The sequence below is a fragment of the Klebsiella sp. M041 genome, assembly GCF_059759695.1.
In genome coordinates this window covers 95,648-120,758 of sequence record NZ_JCAXWU010000014.1, presented here as the reverse complement: position 1 = coordinate 120,758, position 25,111 = coordinate 95,648, and the positions used below count along the sequence as shown (strand labels likewise).

At 58.1% G+C, this 25,111-nt stretch carries 26 protein-coding genes and 1 pseudogene; 21 read left to right on the top strand and 6 right to left on the bottom strand.

The window, feature by feature from the left end:
- The first annotated feature begins 4 nt into the window (after nt 1-4).
- From amiB to hflC, 7 genes are all read left to right on the top strand, one after another.
- Entirely contained in the window at nt 5-1,363 is a 1,359-nt protein-coding gene (gene amiB / locus AC6CWS_RS18915) for an N-acetylmuramoyl-L-alanine amidase AmiB (protein WP_080901608.1), read from the top strand.
- 10 nt (nt 1,364-1,373) lie between these two features.
- Nucleotides 1,374-3,233: a DNA mismatch repair endonuclease MutL gene (gene mutL / locus AC6CWS_RS18910; RefSeq protein WP_080901607.1), complete on the top strand. Its 1,860-nt coding sequence runs from the start codon at nt 1,374-1,376 to the stop codon at nt 3,231-3,233.
- Nucleotides 3,226-4,176: a tRNA (adenosine(37)-N6)-dimethylallyltransferase MiaA gene (miaA, locus tag AC6CWS_RS18905; protein ID WP_004206442.1), complete on the top strand. Its 951-nt coding sequence runs from the start codon at nt 3,226-3,228 to the stop codon at nt 4,174-4,176. Before mutL ends, miaA begins: the two co-directional genes overlap by 8 nt.
- A 92-nt stretch (nt 4,177-4,268) precedes the next feature.
- Nucleotides 4,269-4,577 (top strand): RNA chaperone Hfq, encoded by a 309-nt coding sequence (gene hfq / locus AC6CWS_RS18900; RefSeq protein WP_002885659.1) that lies wholly within the window; start codon nt 4,269-4,271, stop codon nt 4,575-4,577.
- A gap of 75 nt (nt 4,578-4,652) precedes the next feature.
- The gene (gene hflX / locus AC6CWS_RS18895) at nt 4,653-5,933 is read left to right on the top strand and encodes a ribosome rescue GTPase HflX (RefSeq protein ID WP_004146725.1); all 1,281 of its coding nucleotides are present in this window, start codon (nt 4,653-4,655) and stop codon (nt 5,931-5,933) included.
- A 65-nt stretch (nt 5,934-5,998) separates the two neighbouring features.
- Nucleotides 5,999-7,261, top strand: coding sequence for an FtsH protease activity modulator HflK (gene hflK, locus AC6CWS_RS18890; protein WP_004206443.1), 1,263 nt, complete (start codon nt 5,999-6,001; stop codon nt 7,259-7,261).
- Between the two features lie 2 nt (nt 7,262-7,263).
- Nucleotides 7,264-8,268, top strand: a complete 1,005-nt coding sequence (gene hflC, locus AC6CWS_RS18885) for a protease modulator HflC (protein ID WP_004192484.1) — start codon at nt 7,264-7,266, stop codon at nt 8,266-8,268.
- An 82-nt stretch (nt 8,269-8,350) separates the two neighbouring features.
- On the opposite strand, the gene AC6CWS_RS18880 is transcribed toward hflC, so the two are convergent.
- Nucleotides 8,351-8,641 (bottom strand): hypothetical protein, encoded by a 291-nt coding sequence (locus tag AC6CWS_RS18880; RefSeq protein ID WP_080901606.1) that lies wholly within the window; start codon nt 8,639-8,641, stop codon nt 8,351-8,353.
- Nucleotides 8,642-8,864: 223 nt separating this feature from the next.
- Here AC6CWS_RS18880 and AC6CWS_RS18875 point away from each other — a divergent pair, with 223 nt between their 5' ends.
- The 6 genes from AC6CWS_RS18875 (at nt 8,865) to AC6CWS_RS18850 (ending at nt 16,087) form a co-directional block, all read left to right on the top strand.
- On the top strand, nt 8,865-9,062 hold the full coding sequence (locus tag AC6CWS_RS18875) for a DUF2065 domain-containing protein (protein ID WP_002885664.1): 198 nt from the start codon (nt 8,865-8,867) through the stop codon (nt 9,060-9,062).
- 102 nt (nt 9,063-9,164) lie between these two features.
- Nucleotides 9,165-10,463 carry an adenylosuccinate synthase gene (locus tag AC6CWS_RS18870; protein ID WP_012543110.1) on the top strand — a complete coding sequence of 433 codons (1,299 nt, stop codon included), beginning with the start codon at nt 9,165-9,167 and terminating at the stop codon, nt 10,461-10,463.
- Between the two features lie 150 nt (nt 10,464-10,613).
- The gene (gene nsrR / locus AC6CWS_RS18865; protein ID WP_002885667.1) at nt 10,614-11,039 is read left to right on the top strand and encodes a nitric oxide-sensing transcriptional repressor NsrR; all 426 of its coding nucleotides are present in this window, start codon (nt 10,614-10,616) and stop codon (nt 11,037-11,039) included.
- A 36-nt stretch (nt 11,040-11,075) separates the two neighbouring features.
- Nucleotides 11,076-13,514 (top strand): ribonuclease R, encoded by a 2,439-nt coding sequence (gene rnr / locus AC6CWS_RS18860; RefSeq protein WP_023291716.1) that lies wholly within the window; start codon nt 11,076-11,078, stop codon nt 13,512-13,514.
- A gap of 79 nt (nt 13,515-13,593) precedes the next feature.
- Entirely contained in the window at nt 13,594-14,325 is a 732-nt protein-coding gene (gene rlmB, locus AC6CWS_RS18855; RefSeq protein ID WP_002885669.1) for a 23S rRNA (guanosine(2251)-2'-O)-methyltransferase RlmB, read from the top strand.
- A 124-nt stretch (nt 14,326-14,449) separates the two neighbouring features.
- Nucleotides 14,450-16,087: an isovaleryl-CoA dehydrogenase gene (locus AC6CWS_RS18850; RefSeq protein WP_072421238.1), complete on the top strand. Its 1,638-nt coding sequence runs from the start codon at nt 14,450-14,452 to the stop codon at nt 16,085-16,087.
- Here the strand turns inward: AC6CWS_RS18850 and yjfN are convergent.
- The gene (yjfN, locus tag AC6CWS_RS18845) at nt 16,078-16,353 is read right to left on the bottom strand and encodes a DUF1471 family protease activator YjfN (protein WP_004206450.1); all 276 of its coding nucleotides are present in this window, start codon (nt 16,351-16,353) and stop codon (nt 16,078-16,080) included. The two genes, AC6CWS_RS18850 and yjfN, sit on opposite strands and share 10 nt — an antisense overlap.
- A 137-nt stretch (nt 16,354-16,490) precedes the next feature.
- On the bottom strand, nt 16,491-16,799 hold the full coding sequence (gene bsmA, locus AC6CWS_RS18840) for a biofilm peroxide resistance protein BsmA (protein WP_023291718.1): 309 nt from the start codon (nt 16,797-16,799) through the stop codon (nt 16,491-16,493).
- Nucleotides 16,800-17,008: 209 nt separating this feature from the next.
- Between bsmA and yjfP the strand changes: the two genes are divergently transcribed.
- Both yjfP and AC6CWS_RS18830 read left to right on the top strand, forming a co-directional pair.
- Nucleotides 17,009-17,725, top strand: a complete 717-nt coding sequence (gene yjfP, locus AC6CWS_RS18835; RefSeq protein WP_023291719.1) for an esterase — start codon at nt 17,009-17,011, stop codon at nt 17,723-17,725.
- 16 nt (nt 17,726-17,741) lie between these two features.
- Nucleotides 17,742-18,221: pseudogene (locus tag AC6CWS_RS18830) on the top strand (class II aldolase/adducin family protein); the annotation flags it as partial.
- Nucleotides 18,222-18,283: 62 nt separating this feature from the next.
- On the opposite strand, the gene AC6CWS_RS18825 reads toward AC6CWS_RS18830, so the two are convergent.
- Together AC6CWS_RS18825 and AC6CWS_RS18820 are read right to left on the bottom strand one after the other, a co-directional pair.
- A complete protein-coding gene (locus AC6CWS_RS18825) occupies nt 18,284-19,477 on the bottom strand; it encodes an MFS transporter (protein ID WP_023291728.1) in 1,194 nt (397 codons plus the stop codon).
- Nucleotides 19,478-19,626: 149 nt separating this feature from the next.
- On the bottom strand, nt 19,627-19,902 hold the full coding sequence (locus tag AC6CWS_RS18820; RefSeq protein ID WP_004206463.1) for a YdgH/BhsA/McbA family protein: 276 nt from the start codon (nt 19,900-19,902) through the stop codon (nt 19,627-19,629).
- A gap of 341 nt (nt 19,903-20,243) precedes the next feature.
- Between AC6CWS_RS18820 and rpsF the strand changes: the two genes are divergently transcribed.
- The 4 genes from rpsF to rplI are packed head-to-tail and all read left to right on the top strand — an operon-like array spanning nt 20,244 to nt 21,682.
- Nucleotides 20,244-20,639, top strand: a complete 396-nt coding sequence (gene rpsF / locus AC6CWS_RS18815; protein WP_008807174.1) for a 30S ribosomal protein S6 — start codon at nt 20,244-20,246, stop codon at nt 20,637-20,639.
- 5 nt (nt 20,640-20,644) lie between these two features.
- A complete protein-coding gene (gene priB, locus AC6CWS_RS18810) occupies nt 20,645-20,959 on the top strand; it encodes a primosomal replication protein N (protein ID WP_002885722.1) in 315 nt (104 codons plus the stop codon).
- Nucleotides 20,960-20,963: 4 nt separating this feature from the next.
- The gene (gene rpsR / locus AC6CWS_RS18805) at nt 20,964-21,191 is read left to right on the top strand and encodes a 30S ribosomal protein S18 (RefSeq protein WP_000135199.1); all 228 of its coding nucleotides are present in this window, start codon (nt 20,964-20,966) and stop codon (nt 21,189-21,191) included.
- 41 nt (nt 21,192-21,232) lie between these two features.
- Nucleotides 21,233-21,682, top strand: coding sequence for a 50S ribosomal protein L9 (rplI, locus tag AC6CWS_RS18800; protein WP_004206464.1), 450 nt, complete (start codon nt 21,233-21,235; stop codon nt 21,680-21,682).
- Between the two features lie 108 nt (nt 21,683-21,790).
- On the opposite strand, the gene AC6CWS_RS18795 is transcribed toward rplI, so the two are convergent.
- On the bottom strand, nt 21,791-22,465 hold the full coding sequence (locus tag AC6CWS_RS18795) for a LysM-like peptidoglycan-binding domain-containing protein (protein WP_023291729.1): 675 nt from the start codon (nt 22,463-22,465) through the stop codon (nt 21,791-21,793).
- A gap of 219 nt (nt 22,466-22,684) precedes the next feature.
- On the opposite strand from AC6CWS_RS18795, the gene bamJ reads away from it, so the two are divergent.
- Together bamJ and cycA are read left to right on the top strand one after the other, a co-directional pair.
- A complete protein-coding gene (gene bamJ, locus AC6CWS_RS18790) occupies nt 22,685-23,305 on the top strand; it encodes a BamJ family beta-barrel-assembly machinery protein (protein ID WP_002886687.1) in 621 nt (206 codons plus the stop codon).
- 305 nt (nt 23,306-23,610) lie between these two features.
- Nucleotides 23,611-25,014: a D-serine/D-alanine/glycine transporter gene (gene cycA, locus AC6CWS_RS18785; protein WP_080901605.1), complete on the top strand. Its 1,404-nt coding sequence runs from the start codon at nt 23,611-23,613 to the stop codon at nt 25,012-25,014.
- Nucleotides 25,015-25,111 lie beyond the last annotated feature (97 nt).

The window sequence follows — 25,111 nt, the reverse complement described above, 5'->3', positions numbered from 1 at the left end:
CGGGATGAAGTATCGCATAACCACCTGGCTTGCCGCTGCGCTGATGCTGTCGAGTCTTCACGCCACTGCGGCGAGTTTATCCGATATCCAGGTCTCCAATGGAGACCAGCAGGCCCGTATTACTCTTAGCTTTGTCGGTGAACCGGAGTATTCCTTTACCCCGCAGGGCAAACGACTGGTGGCGCTGGATATCAAGCAGACCGGCGTATTGCAGGGACTGCCGCTGAAATTTAGCGGCAGCAACCTGGTGAAGAGTATTCGCGCCGGTACGCCGCAGGATACGCAGACGCTGCGTCTGCTGGTGGATCTGACGGAAGATGGCAAAACCCGGGCGGTGAAGCAGCAGAACGGGGCGAATTACACGGTGGTCTTTACCATCAACGCCGACGCGCCGCCGCCGCCACCGCCGCCGCCTCCTGTGGTGGTGAAACGGGCCGATCCGCCGCCGGTAATGCCTTCCCGGACGGCGACGGCGGGACGCAATCCGTTTAGCTCGTCGGGCCACGATCGGCAGACGGTGATGACCCCCTCTCAGCCGGCGATGACCAACAATCAGACCGTGACCCGTCCGGCGGCCCGCACGGTGTCGGCGCAGGATAAGGTGATTATCGCCATCGACGCCGGGCACGGCGGTCAGGATCCTGGCGCGATTGGCCCGAATGGCACCAAAGAGAAGAACGTGACTATCGCTATCGCGCGCAAGCTGCGGGCGCTGCTGAACGCCGATCCGCAGTTTAAACCGGTGCTGACCCGTGACGGGGATTACTTTATTTCGGTAATGGGGCGCTCGGATGTGGCGCGTAAGCAAAACGCCAACTTCCTCGTCTCAATCCATGCCGACGCCGCGCCAAACCGCGATGCCACCGGCGCCTCGGTATGGGTGCTCTCGAACCGTCGCGCCAACAGTGAAATGGCCGGCTGGCTGGAGCAGCATGAGAAGCAGTCTGAACTGCTCGGCGGCGCGGGCGATGTGCTGGCGAACAGCCAGGCCGATCCCTACCTGAGCCAGGCGGTGCTGGATCTGCAGTTCGGTCACTCCCAGCGCGTCGGCTACGATGTGGCGACCAACGTACTCAGCCAGCTGCAGCGGATTGGCAATCTGCATAAGCGCCGTCCTGAGCATGCCAGCCTCGGCGTACTGCGCTCGCCGGACATTCCATCGATTCTCGTGGAAACAGGCTTTATCAGTAACAACGGGGAAGAACGGCTGCTGGGGAGCGATGATTACCAGGAGCAGATTGCGGAGGCGATTTACAACGGTCTGCGCAACTACTTTATGCAGCATCCGCTGCAGTCGGCGCCTCGCGGCGAGGCGGCGCAGACCGCCAGCGCCGCAGCGCCAGACGGGATGTTGATTAACTAAGGAGCAGGGGATGCCGATTCAGGTTCTGCCGCCGCAGCTCGCCAACCAGATTGCCGCCGGCGAAGTGGTGGAACGGCCCGCGTCGGTGGTGAAAGAGCTGGTTGAAAACAGCCTTGATGCGGGCGCCACGCGAATTGATATTGATATCGAACGCGGCGGCGCGAAGCTCATTCGCATTCGCGATAACGGCTGCGGCATCAAAAAAGACGAGCTGGCGCTGGCCCTGGCTCGCCACGCGACCAGCAAAATCGCCTCGCTCGACGATCTCGAAGCCATTATCAGCCTCGGTTTTCGCGGCGAAGCGCTGGCCAGTATCAGCTCGGTGGCGCGTCTGACGCTCACCTCGCGCACGGCGGAACAGCAGGAAGCCTGGCAGGCGTATGCCGAAGGCCGCGATCAGGCGGTGACGGTGAAGCCGGCGGCGCACCCGGTCGGCACCACCCTGGAAGTCCTCGATCTGTTCTACAACACCCCGGCGCGGCGCAAATTTATGCGTACCGAAAAGACCGAGTTCGGCCACATTGACGAGGTGGTCCGCCGCATTGCGCTGGCGCGCTTCGACGTCACCATCAACCTCAGCCATAACGGCAAGGTGATGCGCCAGTATCGGGCAGTCGCTCAGGATGGCCAACGGGAGCGGCGGCTGGGAACCATCTGTGGCGCCGCCTTTCTTGAACATGCCCTGGCGATTGAGTGGCAGCATGGCGATCTGACCCTGCGCGGCTGGGTCGCCGATCCGCTGCATACCACCCCTGCGCTGGCGGAAATTCAGTATTGCTACGTTAACGGGCGGATGATGCGCGACCGGCTGATCAACCACGCTATCCGCCAGGCCTGTGAAGACAAACTGGGGGCCGATCAGCAGCCGGCGTTTGTGCTGTATCTGGAGATCGATCCCCATCAGGTGGATGTGAACGTCCACCCGGCCAAGCATGAGGTGCGTTTCCATCAGTCGCGCCTGGTGCATGACTTTATCTACCAGGGCGTACTGAGCGTGCTGCAGCAGCAACTTGACGCGCCGCTGGCGGAAAAAGACGACCCGCCGGCGCCCCGTGCGATGCCGGAGAACCGGATCGCGGCGGGCGGCAACCAGTTTGCGCGGCCGTCGGAAGCGCGTGAACCGGCAACCCGTTTCAGCATCACGCCATCGCGTGAGCCTGCGGCCTCCAGCGGCAGGCCGGGCGGCGCGAGCTGGCCGCACGCGCAGCCGGGTTACCAGAAGCAGCAAGGGGCGCTTTATCGTCAGTTGCTCGACACGCCAACGGCGCCAAAGCCCGCGTTACAGACTCCGGGCACGGCGGAACTGGCCGGTCACAGCCAGAGCTTTGGCAGAGTGCTGACGATTGTGAGCCGCGACTGCGCGCTGCTCGAGCGCGAGGGCGGACTGGCGCTGCTGTCGTTGACCGTTGCCGAGCGCTGGCTGCGCCAGGCGCAGTTGACCCCGGGAGCAGAGGCCGTCTGTGCCCAGCCGCTGCTGATCCCCCTGCGGTTAAAAGTGACGGAAGGGGAAAAACAGGCGCTGGCCGCCGCGCAGTCGGCGCTGACGCAGCTGGGGATCGATATGCATACCGATGCCCTGCACGTGACGGTGCGCGCGGTCCCTTTACCCTTAAGACAACAAAATTTACAAATCTTGATTCCTGAACTGATAGGCTACCTGGCGCAGCAAAACGCATTCGACGTCGGCAATATCGCCCAATGGATGGCGCGTAATCTGACGAGCGAACAGACGTCATGGAATATGGCGCAGGCGATTGCGCTGCTGGCGGACGTTGAGCGTCTTTGCCCGCAGTTGGTGAGAACGCCGCCGGGTGGCCTGTTACAACCTGTAGATCTCCATTCGGCGATGAATGCCCTGAAAGATGAATGATGTAACCGAGGCGAGCCTGCCCAAGGCAATTTTTTTAATGGGCCCGACGGCCTCCGGCAAAACCGCGCTGGCGATAGCCTTACGTAAAGTTTTGCCAGTAGAGTTGATTAGTGTTGATTCCGCCCTCATTTATCGGGGAATGGATATTGGCACCGCCAAACCGGATGCCGCAGAGCTGAGCGCCGCGCCGCACCGGCTGCTGGATATTTTGGATCCTGCAGAGGCCTATTCCGCGGCGGATTTTCGCCGCGATGCGCTGGCGGCGATGGCGGAAATTGTCGCCGCCGGGCGAATTCCGCTGTTAGTCGGCGGGACGATGTTGTATTTCAAAGCGTTGCTGGAAGGATTGTCGCCCTTACCGTCCGCTGACCCAGAGGTCAGAGCGCGGATTGAGCAACAGGCCGCAGAGCAGGGGTGGAACGCGTTACATCAGCAGTTACAGGAGATCGATCCCGTGGCGGCTGCGCGTATTCATCCAAATGATCCGCAAAGGCTTTCCCGGGCACTGGAAGTTTTTTTCATTTCGGGTAAAACTTTAACGGAACTGACGCAAACGTCAGGAGACGCTCTGCCATATCAGGTGCATCAGTTCGCCATCGCCCCGGCGAGCCGTGAACTGCTCCATCAACGCATAGAACAGCGTTTTCATCAGATGTTAGCTTCAGGTTTTGAAGCAGAAGTACGGGCGCTTTTTGCCCGCGGAGATTTGCATACGGATATGCCTTCCATCCGTTGTGTCGGATACCGCCAGATGTGGTCATATCTCAATGGCGAGATCCCATATGATGAGATGGTTTATCGAGGTGTTTGCGCCACGAGACAGTTAGCCAAACGTCAGGTCACCTGGCTGCGCGGTTGGGAAGGTGTGCACTGGTTAGACAGTGAACAACCTGAACAAGCGCTCAACAAAGTATTACAGGTTGTTGGTGCGAGCCAGAACTGAACGTGTACAATTAAACGGTATCGTGCGTAATTTTTTTTGAGAATCGTAAGGTTCTGAGTACAAAACAAGCATACATATAAGGAAAAGAGAGAATGGCTAAGGGGCAATCTTTACAAGATCCGTTCCTGAACGCTTTGCGTCGGGAACGCGTTCCGGTTTCTATTTATTTGGTGAATGGTATCAAGCTGCAAGGGCAAATTGAGTCTTTCGATCAGTTCGTGATCCTGTTGAAGAACACGGTCAGCCAGATGGTCTATAAGCACGCAATTTCTACTGTTGTCCCGTCTCGCCCGGTGTCTCACCACAGCAACAATGCTGGCGGCGGTTCCAGTAACTATCACCACGGTGGTAGCGCGCAGGGCTCTTCTGCGCCACAACAAGACAGCGACGACGCCGAATAAGGCTAGTGCTGTTTTTCCACGCCGGGGAGCCAGGTTTTCTGCGTTCCCCGCTGGTATTTTATAAGGGGTTTACGCTTGTTTGACCGTTATGACGCCGGTGAGCAGGCGGTACTGGTACACATCTATTTTTCGCAAGACAAAGATATGGAAGACCTCCAGGAGTTTGAAACTCTGGCCTCTTCCGCCGGTGTCGAAGCAATGCAGGTGATTACCGGTAGCCGTAAAGCACCGCACCCGAAGTATTTTGTTGGTGAAGGTAAGGCAGTCGAAATTGCGGAAGCCGTTAAAGCGACCGGCGCTTCGGTCGTGCTCTTCGATCATGCCCTGAGTCCGGCGCAAGAACGCAACCTGGAACGCCTGTGCGAATGCCGGGTTATCGATCGTACCGGTCTTATTTTAGATATTTTCGCTCAGCGCGCGCGCACCCATGAAGGGAAACTGCAGGTCGAGCTGGCGCAGCTGCGCCATATGGCGACCCGCCTTGTCCGCGGCTGGACCCACCTTGAAAGACAAAAGGGCGGGATCGGTTTGCGTGGCCCGGGTGAAACCCAGCTCGAAACTGACCGTCGTTTATTGCGTAACCGCATCATGCAGATCCTGTCGCGGCTGGAAAAAGTCGAAAAGCAGCGTGAGCAGGGGCGGCGGTCGCGCGCGAAAGCCGATATTCCAACCGTGTCGCTGGTGGGCTACACCAACGCCGGAAAATCAACGCTCTTTAACCAGATCACCGCCGCCGAGGTCTATGCCGCGAACCAGCTGTTCGCGACCCTGGACCCGACGCTGCGCCGCATTGACGTCCCTGACGTCGGCGAAACGGTGCTGGCCGATACCGTCGGCTTTATTCGCCACCTGCCGCACGATCTGGTGGCCGCGTTTAAAGCGACGTTGCAGGAGACGCGTCAGGCGACGCTGCTGCTGCATGTGATTGACGCGGCGGATGTCCGCGTGCAGGAAAACATTGATGCGGTAAATACGGTTCTCGCTGAAATTGAGGCCGATGAGATCCCGGCGCTGCTGGTGATGAACAAAATCGACATGCTGGACGATTTTGAACCGCGCATCGATCGCGACGATGAAAATAAACCGATTCGGGTCTGGCTTTCCGCTCAGACCGGGGTTGGCGTACCACTGCTTTTTCAGGCGTTAACGGAGCGCCTTTCCGGTGAAGTGGCCCAGCATACGCTGCGCTTACCGCCGAAAGAAGGGCGACTGAGAAGCCGTTTCTATCAGCTTCAGGCGATAGAAAAAGAGTGGATGGAGGATGACGGCAGCGTGAGTCTGCAGGTGCGCATGCCGATCGTTGACTGGCGGCGCCTCTGTAAGCAAGAGCCAACGCTTGTTGACTATGTGGTTTGACCTTGCAGCTTGCCTGAAGATATTGACCCCTGTGGGGATATCAAAAACAAATATGGAGCATATACATGGCGTGGAATCAGCCCGGTAATAACGGACAGGACCGCGACCCGTGGGGGAGCAGCAAACCTGGCGGCAACTCTGAGGGAAATGGCAACAAAGGCGGTCGCGAGCAGGGGCCGCCGGATCTGGATGATATCTTCCGCAAGTTAAGTAAAAAACTTGGCGGGCTCGGCGGCGGCAAGGGCGGACTGGGCGGCGGCAATAGCGCACAGGGACCTCGCGGACCGATGGGCGGGCGTATTGTCGGCATCGTTGCCGCGGCGGCAGTGATTATCTGGGCGGCCAGCGGTTTCTATACTATTAAAGAAGCCGAACGCGGCGTGGTCACCCGTTTTGGTAAGTTCAGCCATCTGGTTGAGCCGGGCCTGAACTGGAAGCCGACCTTTATCGATAACGTGCAGGCAGTAAACGTGGAGTCGGTACGTGAACTGGCGGCGTCCGGCGTCATGTTGACCTCTGACGAAAACGTGGTGCGCGTTGAGATGAACGTGCAGTACCGCGTCACCGATCCGGAGCGCTATCTGTTTAGCGTCACCAGCGCGGACGACAGCCTGCGTCAGGCCACCGACAGCGCGCTGCGCGGGGTGATCGGTAAATACACCATGGATCGCATTCTGACCGAAGGTCGTACCGTGATCCGTAGCGATACTCAGCGTGAGCTGGAAGAGACGATTCGCCCGTACAACATGGGCATCACTCTGCTGGACGTCAACTTCCAGACGGCACGTCCGCCGGAAGAGGTGAAAGCCGCGTTTGACGATGCCATTGCCGCGCGTGAGAACGAACAGCAGTACATTCGTGAAGCGGAGGCATACACCAACGAAGTCCAGCCGCGCGCGAATGGTCAGGCGCAGCGTATCCTCGAAGAGGCACGCGCCTATAAGACCCAGACCGTCCTGGAAGCCCAGGGTGAAGTGGCTCGCTTTGCTAAGATCCTGCCGGAATACAAAGCCGCGCCGGAGATTACCCGCGAGCGTCTGTACATCGAAACGATGGAAAAAGTGCTGAGCCACACCCGTAAAGTGCTGGTTAATGACAGCAAAAACGGCAATCTGATGGTTCTGCCGCTGGACCAGATGCTGAAAGGCGCCGCTGCGCCGGCAGCAAAGAGCGATAGCAGTGACGCCAGCGATCTGCTGCGTCTGCCGCCTGCATCCAGCACTGGCAGCGCCAGCACCTCATCAACCTCGAGCTCAACCGGGGGTAGCATTATGGACCAACGCCGCGCTAACGCGCAGCGTAACGACTACCAGCGTCAGGGGGAATAACGATGCGTAAATCTGTTATCGCGATCATTGTCATCGTGCTGGTAGTGCTTTACATGTCAGTCTTTGTCGTGAAGGAGGGCGAGCGCGGTATCACGCTGCGTTTCGGTAAAGTTCTGCGCGACGACGAAAATAAGCCGCTGGTATATGCGCCAGGCCTGCACTTCAAGATCCCGTTTATCGAATCGGTGAAAATGCTGGATGCGCGTATTCAGACCATGGATAACCAGGCTGACCGTTTTGTCACCAAAGAGAAGAAAGACCTGATCGTCGACTCCTATATTAAATGGCGCATCAGCGACTTCAGCCGTTACTACCTGGCCACCGGCGGCGGCGACGTCTCCCAGGCAGAGGTGCTGCTGAAGCGTAAATTCTCTGACCGTCTGCGTTCTGAAATCGGCCGTCTGGATGTGAAAGACATCGTCACCGACTCCCGTGGCCGTCTGACGCTGGAAGTGCGTGATGCGCTGAACTCAGGGTCGGCCGGTACGGAAGACGAGGTTAGCACGCCGGCAGCTGACGACGCGATTGCCAAAGCGGCAGAGCGCGTGGAAGCTGAAACCAACGGCAAAGTGCAGGTGATCAACCCGAACAGTATGGCGGCGCTGGGTATTGAAGTCGTCGACGTGCGTATCAAGCAGATCAACCTGCCGGCGGAAGTGTCGGAAGCGATCTACAACCGTATGCGCGCGGAGCGTGAAGCGGTTGCTCGTCGCCACCGTTCACAGGGTCAGGAAGAGGCGGAAAAACTGCGCGCGACCGCGGACTATGAAGTCACCAAGACGCTGGCGGAAGCCGAGCGCCAGGGCCGTATCCTGCGTGGTGAAGGCGATGCGGAATCGGCAAAACTGTTTGCCGACGCGTTCAGCCAGGATCCGGGCTTCTATTCCTTTATTCGTAGCCTGCGCGCCTATGAGAAGAGCTTCCAGAGCAATCAGGATGTCATGGTCCTGAGCCCGGATAGCGATTTCTTCCGCTATATGCGTTCACCGGATTCGGTGCGTAAATAAGTCGAAGATGACGGTAACCTACAGTGGTTAATGCAAAAAGGCGCCTGAGACAGGCGCCTTTTTTATGCTACGACGGCATGAATTAGTTGCCGAGCAGCTTGTTCAGCAGGCCGCCGATCACCGGCAGGCCCGCCAGCGTACTTTCGATGGTGCCGCCGATAGATGAGCCAACGCTTTCGCCCAGGGTTTTGCCCAGGTCCGGCGCCAGATCGGCCAGATTAATGGTGCCAATCAGCGGCAGGTTGATGCTCAGGACATCGGTGCCCATCGTCCATACGGCGGCGCCGACCTTGCTACCTAAGGAGGCCATGCCATCCTGTAACCAGCCTGCGCCGCTCACATTTTCGATTTCAAATGCGGTTAATTCTCTCATGATAATCTTCCTGATTATGTAGACGTACCGGGTTGTAGTACGCGGCAGCATAGTTACAGTTTAAAAAATATCCATCAATACAATTAGTTGTGAATTATGTTTCGCTTTGCTGGTTCATAATGAAGCTGAAATACGGGACAATGTGAAATGAGTGCATGAATTCACTATGCTGGCCGATGACGCCTGCGAAGGCGGCGATGATACTTTTCAATTAGGGTTGACGATGAACTCCACCATTTGGCTGGCGCTGGCGCTGGTTTTAGTACTCGAAGGGCTTGGCCCGCTACTTTATCCGCGCGCCTGGCGCAAGATGGTCGCCAGCCTGAGCCAGCTCCCGGATAATTTATTGCGGCGCTTTGGCGGCGGACTTGTGGTTGCCGGGATTGTGATCTACTACATGTTGAGGAAATCGATTGGCTGATCAAAAAGTGGTCGGATTTGCCTTATTTTGGATGCAAAAAGTGCTGTAACTCTGAAAAAGCGATGGTAGAATCCATTTTTAAGCAAACGGTGATTTTGAAAAATGGGTAACAACGTCGTCGTACTGGGCACCCAATGGGGTGACGAAGGTAAAGGGAAGATCGTCGATCTCCTGACAGAACGGGCTAAATATGTTGTGCGCTACCAGGGTGGTCACAACGCCGGCCATACTCTCGTAATCAACGGTGAAAAAACCGTTCTCCATCTTATTCCATCAGGCATTCTGCGTGAAAACGTCACCAGCATCATCGGTAACGGCGTCGTGCTGTCTCCGGCTGCGCTGATGAAAGAGATGAAGGGCCTGGAAGACCGTGGTATCCCGGTTCGCGAGCGTCTGCTGCTCTCTGAAGCCTGCCCGCTTATCCTTGACTATCACGTGGCGCTGGACGTGGCGCGTGAAAAAGCGCGCGGCGCGAAGGCGATCGGCACCACCGGTCGCGGCATCGGCCCGGCTTACGAAGATAAAGTCGCTCGTCGCGGTCTGCGCGTTGGCGATCTGTTCGATAAAGCAACCTTCGCCGATAAACTGAAAGAAGTGATGGAATATCACAACTTCCAGCTGGTGAACTTCTACAAAGCAGAAGCCGTTGACTACCAGAAAGTGCTGGACGATGTGATGGCGATTGCCGACATCCTGACCGGCATGGTGGTAGACGTTTCCGACCTGCTGGATCAGGCGCGTAAACGTGGCGATTTCGTGATGTTCGAAGGCGCGCAGGGCACGCTGCTGGATATCGACCATGGTACTTATCCGTACGTAACCTCTTCCAACACCACCGCGGGTGGCGTGGCGACCGGCTCCGGCCTGGGCCCGCGTTATGTGGATTACGTTCTGGGTATCATCAAAGCTTACTCGACTCGCGTAGGCGCGGGTCCGTTCCCGACCGAGCTGTTTGATGAAACCGGCGAGTTCCTCTGCAAGCAGGGTAACGAATTCGGCGCCACCACCGGTCGTCGTCGTCGTACCGGCTGGCTGGACGCCGTCGCGGTTCGTCGCGCGGTGCAGATTAACTCCCTGTCCGGCTTCTGCCTGACTAAACTGGACGTCCTCGACGGCCTGAAAGAAGTGAAAATCTGCGTTGGCTACCGTATGCCGGATGGCCGCGAAGTGACCACCACTCCGCTGGCAGCCGACAACTGGGAAGGTATCGAGCCTATCTACGAAACCATGCCGGGCTGGTCTGAAACCACCTTCGGCGTGAAAGAGCGCAGCGGCCTGCCGCAGGCAGCGCTGAACTACATCCAGCGTATTGAAGAGCTGACCGGCGTTCCGGTTGATATCATCTCTACCGGTCCAGACCGTACCGAGACCATGATTCTGCGCGACCCGTTCGACGCATAATCACTCGCAAGGGGCGCCGTTCGGGCGCCCTTGTTTTTGCTGTTCGCCCGCCCCATTTCAAATAAATTAGCGGCCTGAGCGCTGGCTGGTTTATCATCAATAATAATGATGTCGCTCGACATACCCTGTTTTCTTTTCCCTGAGGTTTATGTGCAGTTAACGAGTTTCACCGATTACGGACTACGGGCGCTGATTTATATGGCGTCGCTGCCGGAAGGACGGATGACCAGTATCTCGGAAGTGACCGAGGTCTATGGCGTCTCCCGTAATCATATGGTTAAAATAATCAATCAGTTAAGTCGCATGGGCTACGTAACTGCCGTGCGGGGGAAGAACGGGGGCATTCGCCTCGGCAAACCAGCAGGACAGATCCGCGTCGGTGACGTGGTGCGCGACCTTGAACCCTTATCGCTGGTCAACTGCAGCAGCGAGTTTTGCCACATTACACCAGCCTGTCGTTTGAAACAGGCGCTAGCTGAAGCCGCGCAGAGTTTTCTCAAGGAACTGGATAACTATACGCTGGCTGATTTGGTTGAGAAGAATCAACCGCTTTATAAATTATTGCTGGTGGAGTGACGCCACTCTGCCGGAGATGACAACGGAGGAACCGATATGTCACAAGATCCATTCCAGGAACGCGAAGCTGAGAAGTACGCGAACCCAATCCCGAGCCGGGAATTTATCCTCGAACATTTAACCAAACGGGAAAAGCCTGCCAGCCGCGATGAGCTGGCCATCGAGTTAAATATCGAGGGCGAAGAGCAAACCGAAGCGCTGCGCCGCCGCCTGCGCGCGATGGAGCGCGACGGTCAGCTGGTCTTCACCCGCCGTCAGTGCTATGCGCTGCCGGAGCGCCTTGATCTCCTCAAAGGAACCGTTATCGGCCACCGTGATGGCTATGGTTTCCTGCGCGTTGAAGGGCGCAAAGACGATCTCTACCTGTCGTCAGAGCAGATGAAAACCTGTATTCATGGCGACCAGGTGCTGGCCCAACCGCTGGGCGCGGACCGCAAGGGCCGCCGCGAAGCGCGCATTGTCCGCGTCCTGGTGCCGAAAACCAGCCAGATTGTTGGCCGCTACTTTACCGACGCTGGCGTCGGCTTCGTCGTCCCGGACGACAGTCGCCTGAGCTTCGATATCCTGATCCCGCCGGAAGAGATCATGGGCGCGCGGATGGGCTACGTGGTGGTGGTCGAGCTGACCCAGCGCCCGACCCGTCGCACCAAAGCCGTGGGGAAAATCGTCGAAGTGCTGGGCGACAACATGGGTACCGGTATGGCCGTCGATATGGCGCTGCGCACCCATGAAATCCCATACGTCTGGCCGCCGGCGGTAGAAAACCAGGTTTCCGGCCTGAAAGAGCAGGTGCCGGAAGAGGCGAAAGCCGGGCGCGTCGATCTGCGCTCCCTGCCGCTGGTCACCATTGACGGCGAAGATGCCCGCGACTTCGATGACGCGGTGTACTGCGAGAAGAAACGCGGCGGCGGCTGGCGCCTGTGGGTAGCCATTGCCGACGTCAGCTACTACGTGCGTCCAGGGACGCCGCTGGACGCTGAAGCGCGCAGCCGCGGAACCTCGGTCTACTTCCCGTCGCAGGTGGTGCCGATGCTGCCGGAAGTGCTGTCTAACGGTCTGTGCTCGCTGAACCCGCAGGTCGATCGCCTGTGCATGGTGTGCGAGATGACGATTTCGTCAAAAGGCCGTCTGACCGGTTATAAATTCTATGAAGCGGTGATGAGTTCACATGCTCGCCTGACCTATACCAAGGTGTGGCATATGCTGCAGGGCGACCAGGAGCTGCGTGAGCACTACGCGCCGCTGGTGAAGCATATTGAAGAACTGCATAACCTCTACAAGGTGCTCGATGGCGCCCGCGAAGAGCGTGGCGGTATCTCATTTGAAAGTGAAGAAGCTAAATTCATCTTCAACGCAGAGCGCCGTATCGAGCGTATCGAACAGACCCAGCGTAACGATGCGCACAAGCTGATTGAAGAGTGCATGATCCTGGCGAACATCTCCGCTGCGCGCTTCGTTGAGAAGGCGCAGGAGCCGGCGCTGTTCCGTATTCACGATAAGCCGAGCACCGAGGCGATTACCGCGTTCCGCAGCGTGCTGGCGGAACTGGGTCTGGAACTGCCGGGCGGCAACAAGCCGGAGCCGCGCGATTACGCCGAACTGCTGACCTCCATCGCCGATCGCCCGGATGCGGAAATGCTGCAGACGATGCTCCTGCGGTCGATGAAGCAGGCGGTCTATGATCCGGAAAACCGCGGCCACTTTGGCCTCGCGCTGCAGTCCTATGCCCACTTCACCTCGCCGATCCGTCGTTACCCGGATCTGTCGCTGCACCGCGCCATCAAATATCTGCTGGCCAAAGAGCAGGGGCATAAAGGCAATAGCACGGAGACCGGCGGCTGGCACTACAGCATGGAAGAGATGCTGCAGCTGGGCGAGCACTGCTCGATGACCGAACGTCGCGCCGATGAAGCGACGCGCGAAGTCTCCGACTGGCTGAAGTGTGACTTCATGCAGGATCAGGTAGGCAATATCTTCTCCGGGGTTATCGCCAGCGTGACCGGCTTTGGCTTCTTCGTTCGTCTCAACGATCTGTTTATCGACGGCCTGGTACATGTTTCCTCCCTCGATAACGATTACTATCGTTTCGACCAGGTGGGGCAGCGTCTGATCGGCGAGTCCGGCGGGCAGACCTATCGCCTGGGCGACCGCGTGGAAGTCCGTGTGGAAGCGGTCAACATGGACGAGCGTAAAATCGACTTTACCCTGATCTCCAGCGAGCGCGCGCCGCGTAATGTCGGCAAAACCGCCCGTGAGAAAGCGAAAAAGAGCACCTCCGGCAAACCGGGCGGCCGTCGTCGTCAGGTTGGTAAGCAGGTGAACTTCGAGCCGGACAGCGCGTTCCGCAAAGAAAAAGACCAGGCGAAAGCGAAGCCGAAAGGCGAGAAGAAAGCGAAAAAACCGTCGGCGAAAACGCAGAAAATCGCCGCCGCGACCAAAGCCAAGCGCGCGGCAAAGAAGAAGAGCGCCGAGTGATTGACCACCCTTCACTCTGAAGTCTGCTGACGCAGGACGGGGTGAAGGGTGGATAACAGAACCTAAAACGAGTACATCAATGAGTGAAATGATTTACGGCATCCATGCGGTGCAGGCACTGCTGGAGCGCGCACCTGAGCGTTTTCAGGAAGTTTATATTCTGAAAGGCCGTGAGGATAAGCGTCTGCTGCCGCTGATCCACGCGCTGGAAGCGCAGGGCGTGGTGATTCAGCTGGCCAACCGCCAGTTCCTCGATGAGAAGAGCGAAGGCGCGGTACACCAGGGGATCATTGCCCGCGTGAAGCCGGGGCGTCAGTATCAGGAGAACGATCTGCCGGATCTACTGGCGCAGCTCGATCAGCCGTTCCTGTTGATCCTTGACGGCGTGACCGATCCGCATAACCTCGGCGCCTGCCTGCGCAGCGCCGATGCTGCCGGCGTGCACGCGGTGATTGTGCCGAAAGATCGTTCCGCGCAGCTGAATGCGACGGCGAAGAAAGTGGCCTGCGGCGCGGCGGAGAACGTCCCGCTGATCCGCGTCACCAACCTGGCGCGCACCATGCGCCTGCTGCAGGAGGAGAACGTCTGGATCGTCGGAACCGCAGGTGAAGCCGACCATACGCTGTTCCAGAGTAAAATGACCGGGCCGATGGCGCTGGTGATGGGCGCGGAAGGCGAAGGTATGCGCCGCCTGACCCGCGAGCACTGTGATGAGCTGATCAGCATCCCGATGGCGGGCAGCGTCTCTTCGCTGAACGTCTCGGTGGCCACTGGCATCTGCCTGTTTGAGGCGGTACGCCAGCGCAGCTAAGCTGATCCGCTGACGGAACTGAAAAGCCATCCTCCGGGATGGCTTTTTTGTGACCGCTCTCGCGGGCGAGTATCTCCCTGGATAACCATACTTATGGTTATCGCCATTGATGGAGGGAGACACGATGCACTGGCAAACGCACACCGTTTTTAATCAACCGACCCCGCTGAATAACAGCAATCTGTTCCTGTCTGATACCGCCCTGCGTGAAGCGGTGGTCCGTGAAGGCGCCGGCTGGGATGGCGATCTGCTCGCCAGCATTGGCCAGCAGCTGGGGACCGCAGAATCGCTGGAGCTGGGACGCCTGGCCAACAGCAACCCGCCGGAGCTGCTGCGCTATGACGCCACCGGCGCCCGACTGGACGACGTTCGCTTCCACCCCGCCTGGCACCTGCTGATGCAGGGGCTGTGCGCGAACCGGGTGCATAATCTCGCCTGGCAGGAGGATGCCCGTGAAGGCGCGTTTGTCGCGCGCGCCGCTCGCTTTCTGCTCCACGCCCAGGTAGAGGCCGGAACGCTGTGCCCGATTACCATGACCTTCGCCGCGACGCCTCTGCTGCAGCACGCCCTGCCCGCGCCTTTTGGCGACTGGCTGTCGCCGCTGCTGAGCGACCGTTACGATCCCCACCTCGCGCCAGGCGGCCAGAAGCGCGGCCTGCTGATTGGCATGGGGATGACCGAGAAGCAAGGGGGCTCCGATGTGCTGAGCAATACCACCCGCGCGGAGAAAACGGCGGAAGGGTTTTACCGGCTGGTGGGACACAAATGGTTCTTCTCGGTGCCGCAGAGCGATGCCCACCTGGTGCTGGCCCAGGCGCCTGCGGGCCTGTCGTGCTTCTTTGTGCCGCGCCTGCTGCCCGACGGACAGCGCAACGGCGTGCGGCTGGAGCGCTTAAAAGAAAAGCTCGGCAACCGCTCCAACGCCAGTAGCGAAGTGGAGTTTTATGACGCCTGCGGCTGGCTGGTGGGCGACGAGGGCGACGGCGTGCGGCAGATCCTCAGGATGGGCGGCCTGACCCGCTTTGACTGCGCGCTGGGTAGCCATGCCCTGATGCGCCGGGCCTTCTCGGTGGCGCTGTATCATGCGTTACAGCGCCAGGCGTTCGGTAAAAATCTGGTCGATCAACCGATGATGCGCCAGCTGCTGGGGCAAATGGCGCTCCGTCTTGAAGGACAAACCGCGTTCCTGTTTCGTCTGGCGCGGGCCTGGGACCGTCGGGATGATGCCCGGGAAAGCGCCTGGGCGCGTCTGTTTACGCCTGCGGCCAAGTTTGCCATCTGCAAGGCCGGCATCCCGTTCGTCGCTGAGGCGATGGAAGTCCTGGGAGGGATCGGCTATTGCGAGGAGAGTGAGCTGCCGCGGTTGTATCGCGAGATGCCGGTCAACAGCATCTGGGAAGGCTCCGGCAATATTATGTGCCTCGATGTGATGCGGGTGCTGAGCAAGCAGCCGGCGGCGATGGAGCTGCTGGCCGCGGAGTGTGCGGAGGTGAAAGGACAGAACCGCCATCTCGACCGCGCATGGCGTCAGCTGCAGCAATTGCTGAAACGACCCGCCGAAGAGCAGGGCAGAGAGATTGCCCGGCTGGTCTATCGTCTGGGGGCGGGGGCGCAGATGCTGCGTTTCGCTTCGCCGCCGCTGGCCGAAGCCTGGTGCCGGATGATGCTCGACACGCGCGGCGGCATACGTCTTGACGCGCCGACCCTCGACGACCTGCTGCTGCGGGCCATGGGGCGCGGGCGCCAGGCGCCTCAGGCGTAGAGAATGGCCTGCACGCGCCAGCTGTCCGGCTGTTGTTCCTCGTACATCTGAATAATGCGATACCAGGAGGCGCCTTGCTCGTCCGCTTTGCGGGCAATGGCGTGCTCCACATCCTGTTGACTGCCGGAAAGATTAGCGACGGAGATCAGACCGATTTCATTCAGGCCGGTGACGCAATCCGCGCTGGCGAATTCGGCTGACTGCGCGGAGGTGTTGGCCGTCGCAGTGGTTAATAGCAGGCTGGATAGGGTAAAAGATCGTTTCATCGTCAGCTCCATTTCACGTAGTCCCAAGGGCAGTCCGTTGCTAACGTCCTGCCAGGTGGCTGGCCGAACGTTATTATGCACAGGAGAACGTGAATGGACGCAAAGCTGTGTAAAGCAGATTTAAAGACGCCGTCTCGTCATCGACGATAGAGGATCGCCTGCGAATACCACTGGCCGGGTACCATGGTGTCATCGATCATGATGATGACGTAGTAATCGGCTTTGGCCGCTTCTGCTTTGGCCTTCAGCGCCGCTTCGACATCCATCGGCGAACCGTACATCAGTACGCTCACCGTGGCCATTTTCTGCAGGCCAGCCGTCTGGTTGCGCTGGATCTCCTGCGGATGGTCGGTGGCGGGCGGCGGGGCTTCCGGCGTTCCCTGCAGAGCGCTACACCCGCTGAGGACGATAGCCAGTAACCACGGACAAAACCTGCGCATAACCATATCTCGTTTCCTGATAGTGATAGTGTAGTGGTAGCCTTAACAGGATTTCCGGGGAATGTTCCCGAACTGTTATCTCTGACGCGATTTTCGAATGAAAATGTTGTGAAAGCGTAACCGGGTTCTCAACATTATGAATCGTAGCAAACGGGGTTGCCTGGTGAATGCATTTTCCCATGCCGCCTAACCACCATAGAGAAGGGAGACGATAAATGATTGCACTAGAAATGCGCAACCTCGGCGGTGGCGAAATTTTGCATGCCTGCCCGCAGGAGAGTCTGGATAAGCCACTGCCCTGTATCGTCTTTTATCATGGCTTTACTTCGTCAAAACTGGTTTACAGCTACTTTGCGGTGGCGCTGGCCCAGGCGGGTTTCCGGGTGATTATGCCGGACGCGCCGGAGCATGGCGCGCGCTATCACGGTGATGAGACCGGGCGGATGCAGCGCTTCTGGCCGATCCTGCAGCAGAATTTCAGAGAGTTTCCCGCGCTGCGCGAGGCGATTATCGCCGAAGGCTGGCTGGAAGGAGAGCGACTGGCGGTGGCGGGGGCGTCGATGGGGGGAATGACGGCCCTGGGTATCATGACGCATCATCCCGAGCTGAACAGCGTCGCCTGCCTGATGGGGTCGGGCTATTTTCGTTCGCTGTCGCAAACCCTGTTTCCCTCGCCTGGCTTTGATGGCGACAGCCTCAGCGAGTGGGATGTCAGTCATCAGCTGGCGTCGCTCGCCCGGCGGCCGCTGCTGCTCTGGCATGGCGATGCCGACGACGTGGTGCCGCCGGCAGAGACCTTCCGGCTTGAGCAGGCGCTCAGGCAGAGCGATCTTGCCGCCAGGCTGACCTGCGTCTGGCAGAAAGGCGTCCGCCATCGCATCACCCCGGAGGCGCTGGCCACGACGGTCGCCTTTTTTCAGCAGCATCTTTAAACGCGGATTACGCTGACGCCCCTCCTCTGATACCGCTACCCATCTGGCGCTCTATCGCCGTTATCCCGGCCTTGGCGGGGTGGTGCATACCCATTCGACGCACGCTACCGCCTGGGCGCAGGCGGGGCTGGCGATCCCGGCGCTCGGCACCACCCATGCGGACTACTTTTTCGGTGATATCCCTTGCACCCGGGCGCTTAGCGCGCAGGAGGTGGATGAGGGCTACGAGCTGAACATCGGGGAGGTGATTATCGAAACGCTGGGCGAGGCAAACCCGTTGCATACGCCGGGGATCGTCGTCTATCAGCACGGGCCGTTCTCCTGGGGGAAAGACGCCCACGAGGCGGTGCACAATGCGGTGGTGATGGAAGAGGTGGCGCGCATGGCGTGGATTGCCCGCGGCATTAATCCGCGGCTGCAGCCGATTGACAGCTGGCTGATGGAAAAACATTTTCTGCGTAAACACGGGCCGAACGCCTACTACGGGCAGAAGTAAACGACGCGCTCCGGGGCTTTCACCGTCACGGTGAAGCAACTGGTCTGGCCCCGGAGCCGTTTTTAGCCCTGACGATAAGCCGACGGCATAGCGCGCATGCCGATGAGCGTGACCACGCAAATTATCGCGCCAGCGTAAAACGTCGAAGCGGCGCCGAAGGTTTCCCACAGCACGCCTGCGCCGGTACTGGCCAGCAACAGCGCCAGGCCGCTCATCAGGTTGAACATACCGAACGCCGTGCCGCGTAGCGCCGGCGGCGCCGTATGGGCGACCATCGCCGCCAGCAGCCCCTGGGTCATCCCCATGTGAATTCCCCACAGCGCGACCCCGACCAGCAGCGTGCTCCAGTGGGCGCTGAGGGCCAGCACGATATCGGCGAGGATCAGCACCAGCAGTCCCCACTGCAGCAGTTTGCTGTGGCTCATGCTGTCAGAGAGCTTGCCGAACGGGTAGGCCGTAACGCTGTAGACCAGGTTCATCGCCACCATGACCAGCGGAATGGTAAACAGCGGGATCTCCATCTGCTGGGCGCGCAGCACCAGAAAGGCTTCGCTGAAGCGGGCGAGGGTGAAGATGCTGCCGATGGCGACCACCCACCAGTAGGCGGCGGAGAGCTTTTGCAGATTTTCGCGCTTCAGCGGATTACTGCGTTGATGGTCGATGGCGGATTTTGGCTCCTGCAGGCCAAAACCCAGCAGGAGAATAGAGAGCACGGCGGGAATAACCGCCACCCAGAATATAGCGTGAAAATCGTTGGCCCAGATAAACATCAGCAGCACCGCCAGCAGCGGGCCGAGAAAGGCGCCAACGGTATCCAGCGCCTGACGTAGCCCGTAGGCGGCGCCGCGGATCTCTGGTGGGGTGACGTCGGCGACCAGCGCGTCGCGCGGCGCGCCGCGAATGCCTTTGCCTACGCGGTCGATCATGCGGGCGCTAAACACCACGCCGGCGGTCGGGGCGATGGCAAACAGCGGCTTGCTGAGCGCGCCCAGGCCGTAGCCCAGCAGCGCCAGCCCTTTGCGCTTACCGACGTAGTCGCTGATCGCGCCGGAGAAGATTTTCAGGATCAGAGCGGTGGCTTCCGCCAGCCCCTCGATAAGACCGATGATAATCACGCTGGCGCCGAGGGTGGTGGCCATAAACAGCGGTAAGAGACTGTGGATCATCTCGGACGACACATCCATCAGCAGGCTGACGCCGCCGAGTACCCAAACGCCTTTGGGGATGCGGCCTAAGGTGGCGAAACGCGGAACCATCCATTACTCCTGATTATCAAAAAATAGACTGATGATTAAATCAGGTTGCGATGACGCTGATAAGTTGGTTTATAAAATTATTCTCAATTGCGTTTAGGTGAGGGTTGCGCTTCGCCCCTCGCGAGGAGAGGCGAAGAATGGGCCCGACATTAGCGGTAAATCACCGCGCTGGCGCGAAGCGGGCCGTTGGTTTCTGGTTCGTGCATCAGGATGGGCTGAAAATATTTCGCCCCCTGCGCATCGCTCAACTGGCTAAGGGCCTGTTCGGCCTCGTGCTCAGTGGCCATATTGTGATTGATATAGATAACGCCGAGGCTCTGCACATCGTCCATGTTGCGGGCCTGTCGTTCGGTGATTTGGATAGCTGCCAACGCGTTGGCGCTGAAGAAAAGCGCAGCCATCATGGCGATGATTTTCAGTTTCATATACTACGCTCCTGACTGACAGTCCTGACGCTGACTCGGGGCTCTCCTGTGGTCATTGGGTTTCTGATTTAAGTGTAATCGCTGATTGAACGGCGTATCGCGACCTTTTCTGATGCAGTTGTTCAAAAAAATGCCGCTTCCTTTGCTGGTTAATTTTAAATCACCCACTTAGCGCCACTTGGCGCTTAGTGCGAATTATTTGTGCAAATGCGCTTGTGTTCCTGGGGGGCCGCCATTAGAATGACGCGTCAATTTTTCAGCCGCCCTTTAACACGTTCCTTGCCTCCATGGGCCGCGGCTGACCCAGACAGGAGGCTGAATAATCCGTAAGGAGCAATTCGATGCGTCATTACGAAATCGTTTTTATGGTCCATCCTGACCAGAGCGAACAGGTTCCGGGCATGATCGAACGTTACACTGGTGCAATCACTGCAGCAGCAGGTACGATCCACCGTCTGGAAGACTGGGGCCGCCGTCAGCTGGCTTATCCGATCAACAAACTGCACAAAGCTCACTACGTTCTGCTGAACGTTGAAGCGCCGCAGGAAGCGATCGATGAGCTGGAAACTAACTTCCGCTTCAACGACGCCGTTATCCGCAGCATGGTAATGCGTACTAAGCACGCTGTTACCGAAGCATCTCCGATGGTTAAAGCGAAAGACGAGCGCCGTGAGCGTCGCGAAGATTTCGCCAACGAAACCGCAGATGATTCTGAAGCTGGGGATTCTGAAGAGTAATCCTGATGACCAACCGTCTGGAGCTGTCCGGCATTATTTGCAGGACTCCACTTCGTAAGGTCAGCCCGTCAGGAATTCCTCACTGCCAGTTCGTGCTTGAGCATCGTTCAGTGCAGGAGGAAGCCGGTTTTCACCGGCAGGCATGGTGTCAGATGCCCGTTATTATTAGCGGTCACGAGAACCAGGCCATTACTCACAGTATAACGGTCGGTAGCGCAGTAACCGTTCGAGGGTTCATCTCTTGCCATAAGGCAAAGAACGGCTTGAGCAAAATGGTTCTGCATGCCGAGCAGATTGAATTGATAGATTCTGGAGACTAGCCATATGGCACGTTATTTCCGTCGTCGCAAGTTCTGCCGTTTCACCGCGGAAGGCGTTCAAGAGATCGACTATAAAGATATCGCTACGCTGAAAAACTACATCACCGAAAGCGGTAAGATTGTCCCGAGCCGTATCACCGGTACCCGTGCAAAATACCAGCGTCAGCTGGCTCGCGCTATCAAACGCGCTCGCTACCTGTCCCTGCTGCCGTACACTGATCGTCATCAGTAATCGGTCACGGTCCATTAATACGACTTTGAGAGGATAAGGTAATGCAAGTTATTCTGCTTGATAAAGTAGCAAACCTGGGTAGCCTGGGTGATCAGGTTAACGTTAAAGCGGGCTATGCTCGTAACTTCCTGGTCCCGCAGGGTAAAGCTGTTCCTGCTACCAAGAAAAACGTTGAATTCTTCGAAGCACGTCGCGCTGAACTGGAAGCCAAACTGGCTGACGTTCTGGCAGCTGCTGAAGCTCGTGCTGCGCAGATCAACGCCCTGGAATCCGTAACCATCGCGTCTAAAGCTGGCGACGAAGGTAAACTGTTCGGTTCCATCGGTACTCGCGACATCGCTGACGCTGTCACTGCAGCAGGCGTTAAAGTTGCTAAGAGCGAAGTTCGCCTGCCGAACGGCGTTCTGCGTAACGTTGGCGAGCACGAAGTGGACTTCCAGGTTCACAGCGAAGTATTCGCTAAAGTTATCATCAACGTGGTTGCTGAGTAATCGGCCTCTGACGTTCTGGTAACAACAAATCGCCGGCCTTGTGCCGGCGTTTTGCTTTTTAGCGCCCTTCATTTTGCGGCGGCGTAACGCTCGCTGTCGTCTTCGCTGCTAGCGCGCACGCACAAAGCTGCCGTTCGACTGGCGGGTAAACAGCACCTGCTGTCCGTTGCCGGTATCAATAGTGAGCCCGGTGACCACGCCGTTGGCGTTCTGCCGAATCTGCACCGTCTGTCCGCTCTGCAACGTGCTTAATGGTTTACCTGCGCCTTCAACCTGCGCCATGGCGTAAACGTCGGTGGCCGGCAGCCCATGATCGCGGAACAGCTGGGCCAGGGTTTTGCCTGACTCGATGCGATAGGTCCGCCATTGCTGTTCAATACCCGGCGCGGACTGCTGCGATGAGGATTGATAGGGCTGGGAGGCGGCGGGCTGCTGCGTCTGCGCCTGATCCGGCTGCTCATCCTGAATCGGCTCCGGGGCGACCGGCGCCATCTGGTCGGCATCGCTCACGGTAGGCGTATTGGTGATCGGCGGCAGCGGAACGGCCTGATTGCCGCCAGCTTGCGGTTGGGACTGCGACTGCAGATTCAGGTTTGCTTCACGGCTGGTGGACGCCGGGTTTTGGCTATCGTCTGAGGGAAGCAGAATGCCGATAATCACCAACAGGAAGCCAGCGATAATTCCCCGGCGGTGCATCGGGGGCAGTGGGTCCAGGAGGCGAAAATGATCCGGGGCGTGCCAGATTTTCGCCAGGGTAGATGTCAGTTCAAAGCGCCCGGGCATGGCTTTCCTCCTGCTCCGCATATTTTTATCCTGCCTATGAGTATAGATGGCTAACGTCCTGATGACCGGAACAAAGTGAAGTTAACCTGATGCCGCCTATTGTTTCTTTTTCGCTGAGATTTGTCATCATCCGCCGACAAAGTTTTACCCATTTCGCTATGGCTGTTATGCTTCCGGACGCTTTTCTCTTGATGTTTATCACCCAAAAAAGGAACAAAGATGGCAACCCCAACTTTTGACACTATCGAAGCGCAGGCAAGTTACGGTATCGGCTTGCAGGTTGGACAACAGCTGAGCGAATCCGGCCTGCAGGGGCTGCTGCCGGAAGCGTTGGTGGCGGGTATCGCCGATGCGCTGGAAGGTAACCAGCCGCAGGTGCCGGTAGAAGCCGTCCACCGTGCGCTGCGTGAAATCCACGAGCGCGCCGACGCCGTGCGTCGCGAGCGTTTCCAGGCGATGGCCGCTGACGGCCAGAAATACCTTGATGAAAACCGCGAGAAAGAGGGGGTGAACAGCACCGAGTCCGGTCTGCAGTTCCGCGTGCTGACCCAGGGCGAAGGCCCGATCCCGGCCCGTACCGACCGCGTACGCGTGCACTACACCGGTAAACTGATCGACGGCACCGTCTTCGACAGCTCCGTCGCCCGCGGCGAACCGGCAGAGTTCCCTGTGACCGGCGTAATCGGCGGCTGGATTGAAGCGCTGACCCTGATGCCGGTAGGTTCCAAATGGGAACTGACCATCCCGCACAACCTCGCCTACGGCGAGCGCGGCGCTGGCGCGTCGATCCCTCCGTTCAGCACTCTGATCTTCGAAGTTGAACTGCTGGATATTATCTAAACAGCAGAGGCTTCCTCTTCCCCAGCGGCGGGGGAAGCCACAAAAATAGCGTAAAATCCTTAAGTTAAAAATTAATTGGAATTATGTTTTGCATTCATCGCGTATGGGTGTATTTTTGTGAGCTATTTCGCGTTAGATGAGTGATATAACACTCACTTTAAACATAAAATTAACATTATATCTAAATCATAGTATTCATCCCTCCGATTCTTACCTAATATCGACTAGCCCTTGCTGGGGTTAATGACAGACGACAGGCCATCAGAGCCTGAACAACACAGACAGGTACAACAGGAAGAAATCACATGGTAGATCAGGTTAAAGTCGCTGCTGTCGAGCAGGAGCCGACTGAACAGTCGCTACGGCGAAATCTCACAAACCGACATATTCAGCTGATTGCAATTGGCGGGGCGATCGGCACTGGATTATTTATGGGTTCTGGCAAAACCATCAGCCTTGCCGGGCCATCCATTATTTTTGTTTATATGATTATCGGTTTTATGCTGTTTTTCGTTATGCGAGCCATGGGCGAATTACTGCTGTCGAACCTCGAATATAAATCCTTCAGCGACTTCGCGGCCGATCTGCTGGGCCCCTGGGCGGGCTACTTTACCGGCTGGACCTATTGGTTCTGCTGGGTGGTGACGGGGATGGCGGACGTGGTGGCGATCACTGCCTACGCGCAGTTCTGGTTTCCCGGACTCTCCGACTGGGTCGCGTCGCTGGCGGTGATTCTGCTGCTGCTGGGCCTGAACCTTGCCACCGTCAAAATGTTTGGCGAAATGGAGTTCTGGTTCGCGATGATCAAAATCGTCGCCATCGTGGCGCTGATCGTGGTCGGCCTGGTGATGGTCATGATGCATTTTAAATCGCCGACCGGCGTCGAAGCCTCTTTCGCCCATCTGTGGAATGACGGCGGCTGGTTCCCGAAAGGGCTGAGCGGCTTCTTTGCCGGCTTCCAGATTGCGGTGTTTGCCTTCGTGGGGATTGAGCTGGTCGGTACCACCGCGGCCGAAACCAAAGACCCGGAAAAATCCCTGCCGCGGGCGATTAACTCCATCCCGCTGCGTATCATTATGTTCTATGTCTTCGCGCTGATTGTGATTATGTCGGTGACGCCGTGGAGCTCCGTGGTGCCGAGCAAGAGCCCGTTCGTTGAGCTGTTCGTGCTGGTCGGTCTGCCGGCGGCGGCGAGCCTGATTAACTTCGTGGTGCTGACTTCCGCAGCCTCATCGGCCAACAGCGGCGTCTTCTCCACCAGCCGTATGCTGTTCGGTCTGGCGCAGGATGGTCAGGCGCCGAAGATGTTCGCCAAGCTGTCGAAGCGTGCGGTGCCGGCGAAGGGCTTAACCTTCTCCTGCATGTGCCTGCTGGGCGGTGTGGTGATGCTGATGGTCAACCCGAGCGTGATCGCCGCGTTCACCATGATCACCACGGTGTCGGCGATCCTGTTCATGTTCGTCTGGACCATTATCCTTTGCTCTTATCTGGTCTACCGTAAACAGCGTCCGCAGCTGCACGAGAAGTCCAAATATAAGATGCCGCTGGGCAAATTAATGTGCTGGGTGTGCATGGCCTTCTTCGTCTTCGTACTGGTGCTGTTGACCCTCGAAGATGACACCCGTGAAGCGCTGATGGTCACCCCGCTGTGGTTCGTTCTGCTGGGTGCGGGCTGGCTGTTTGCCGGCAAAAAACGTCTGGCGAAATAAAAGAACATTTTAACGTTGCTTGCAACGGACCGTCATAAAAAAGGCCACCCGGAGTGGCCAAATAAGACGGACAATGTCGAGGGCGCCTGCGGGCGCC

Excerpts from the sequence above, each read along its gene's own strand:
- amiB (WP_080901608.1), top strand. The coding sequence starts at position 5 with ATGAAGTATCGCATAACCACCTGGCTTGCCGCTGCGCTGATGCTGTCG.
- mutL (WP_080901607.1), top strand. The coding sequence starts at position 1,374 with ATGCCGATTCAGGTTCTGCCGCCGCAGCTCGCCAACCAGATTGCCGCC.
- miaA (WP_004206442.1), top strand. The coding sequence starts at position 3,226 with ATGAATGATGTAACCGAGGCGAGCCTGCCCAAGGCAATTTTTTTAATG.
- hfq (WP_002885659.1), top strand. The coding sequence starts at position 4,269 with ATGGCTAAGGGGCAATCTTTACAAGATCCGTTCCTGAACGCTTTGCGT.
- hflK (WP_004206443.1), top strand. The coding sequence starts at position 5,999 with ATGGCGTGGAATCAGCCCGGTAATAACGGACAGGACCGCGACCCGTGG.
- hflC (WP_004192484.1), top strand. The coding sequence starts at position 7,264 with ATGCGTAAATCTGTTATCGCGATCATTGTCATCGTGCTGGTAGTGCTT.
- AC6CWS_RS18880 (WP_080901606.1), bottom strand. The coding sequence starts at position 8,641 with ATGAGAGAATTAACCGCATTTGAAATCGAAAATGTGAGCGGCGCAGGC.
- AC6CWS_RS18875 (WP_002885664.1), top strand. The coding sequence starts at position 8,865 with ATGAACTCCACCATTTGGCTGGCGCTGGCGCTGGTTTTAGTACTCGAA.
- AC6CWS_RS18870 (WP_012543110.1), top strand. The coding sequence starts at position 9,165 with ATGGGTAACAACGTCGTCGTACTGGGCACCCAATGGGGTGACGAAGGT.
- rnr (WP_023291716.1), top strand. The coding sequence starts at position 11,076 with ATGTCACAAGATCCATTCCAGGAACGCGAAGCTGAGAAGTACGCGAAC.
- rlmB (WP_002885669.1), top strand. The coding sequence starts at position 13,594 with ATGAGTGAAATGATTTACGGCATCCATGCGGTGCAGGCACTGCTGGAG.
- AC6CWS_RS18850 (WP_072421238.1), top strand. The coding sequence starts at position 14,450 with ATGCACTGGCAAACGCACACCGTTTTTAATCAACCGACCCCGCTGAAT.
- yjfN (WP_004206450.1), bottom strand. The coding sequence starts at position 16,353 with ATGAAACGATCTTTTACCCTATCCAGCCTGCTATTAACCACTGCGACG.
- bsmA (WP_023291718.1), bottom strand. The coding sequence starts at position 16,799 with ATGGTTATGCGCAGGTTTTGTCCGTGGTTACTGGCTATCGTCCTCAGC.
- yjfP (WP_023291719.1), top strand. The coding sequence starts at position 17,009 with ATGATTGCACTAGAAATGCGCAACCTCGGCGGTGGCGAAATTTTGCAT.
- AC6CWS_RS18825 (WP_023291728.1), bottom strand. The coding sequence starts at position 19,477 with ATGGTTCCGCGTTTCGCCACCTTAGGCCGCATCCCCAAAGGCGTTTGG.
- AC6CWS_RS18820 (WP_004206463.1), bottom strand. The coding sequence starts at position 19,902 with ATGAAACTGAAAATCATCGCCATGATGGCTGCGCTTTTCTTCAGCGCC.
- rpsF (WP_008807174.1), top strand. The coding sequence starts at position 20,244 with ATGCGTCATTACGAAATCGTTTTTATGGTCCATCCTGACCAGAGCGAA.
- priB (WP_002885722.1), top strand. The coding sequence starts at position 20,645 with ATGACCAACCGTCTGGAGCTGTCCGGCATTATTTGCAGGACTCCACTT.
- rpsR (WP_000135199.1), top strand. The coding sequence starts at position 20,964 with ATGGCACGTTATTTCCGTCGTCGCAAGTTCTGCCGTTTCACCGCGGAA.
- rplI (WP_004206464.1), top strand. The coding sequence starts at position 21,233 with ATGCAAGTTATTCTGCTTGATAAAGTAGCAAACCTGGGTAGCCTGGGT.
- AC6CWS_RS18795 (WP_023291729.1), bottom strand. The coding sequence starts at position 22,465 with ATGCCCGGGCGCTTTGAACTGACATCTACCCTGGCGAAAATCTGGCAC.
- bamJ (WP_002886687.1), top strand. The coding sequence starts at position 22,685 with ATGGCAACCCCAACTTTTGACACTATCGAAGCGCAGGCAAGTTACGGT.
- cycA (WP_080901605.1), top strand. The coding sequence starts at position 23,611 with ATGGTAGATCAGGTTAAAGTCGCTGCTGTCGAGCAGGAGCCGACTGAA.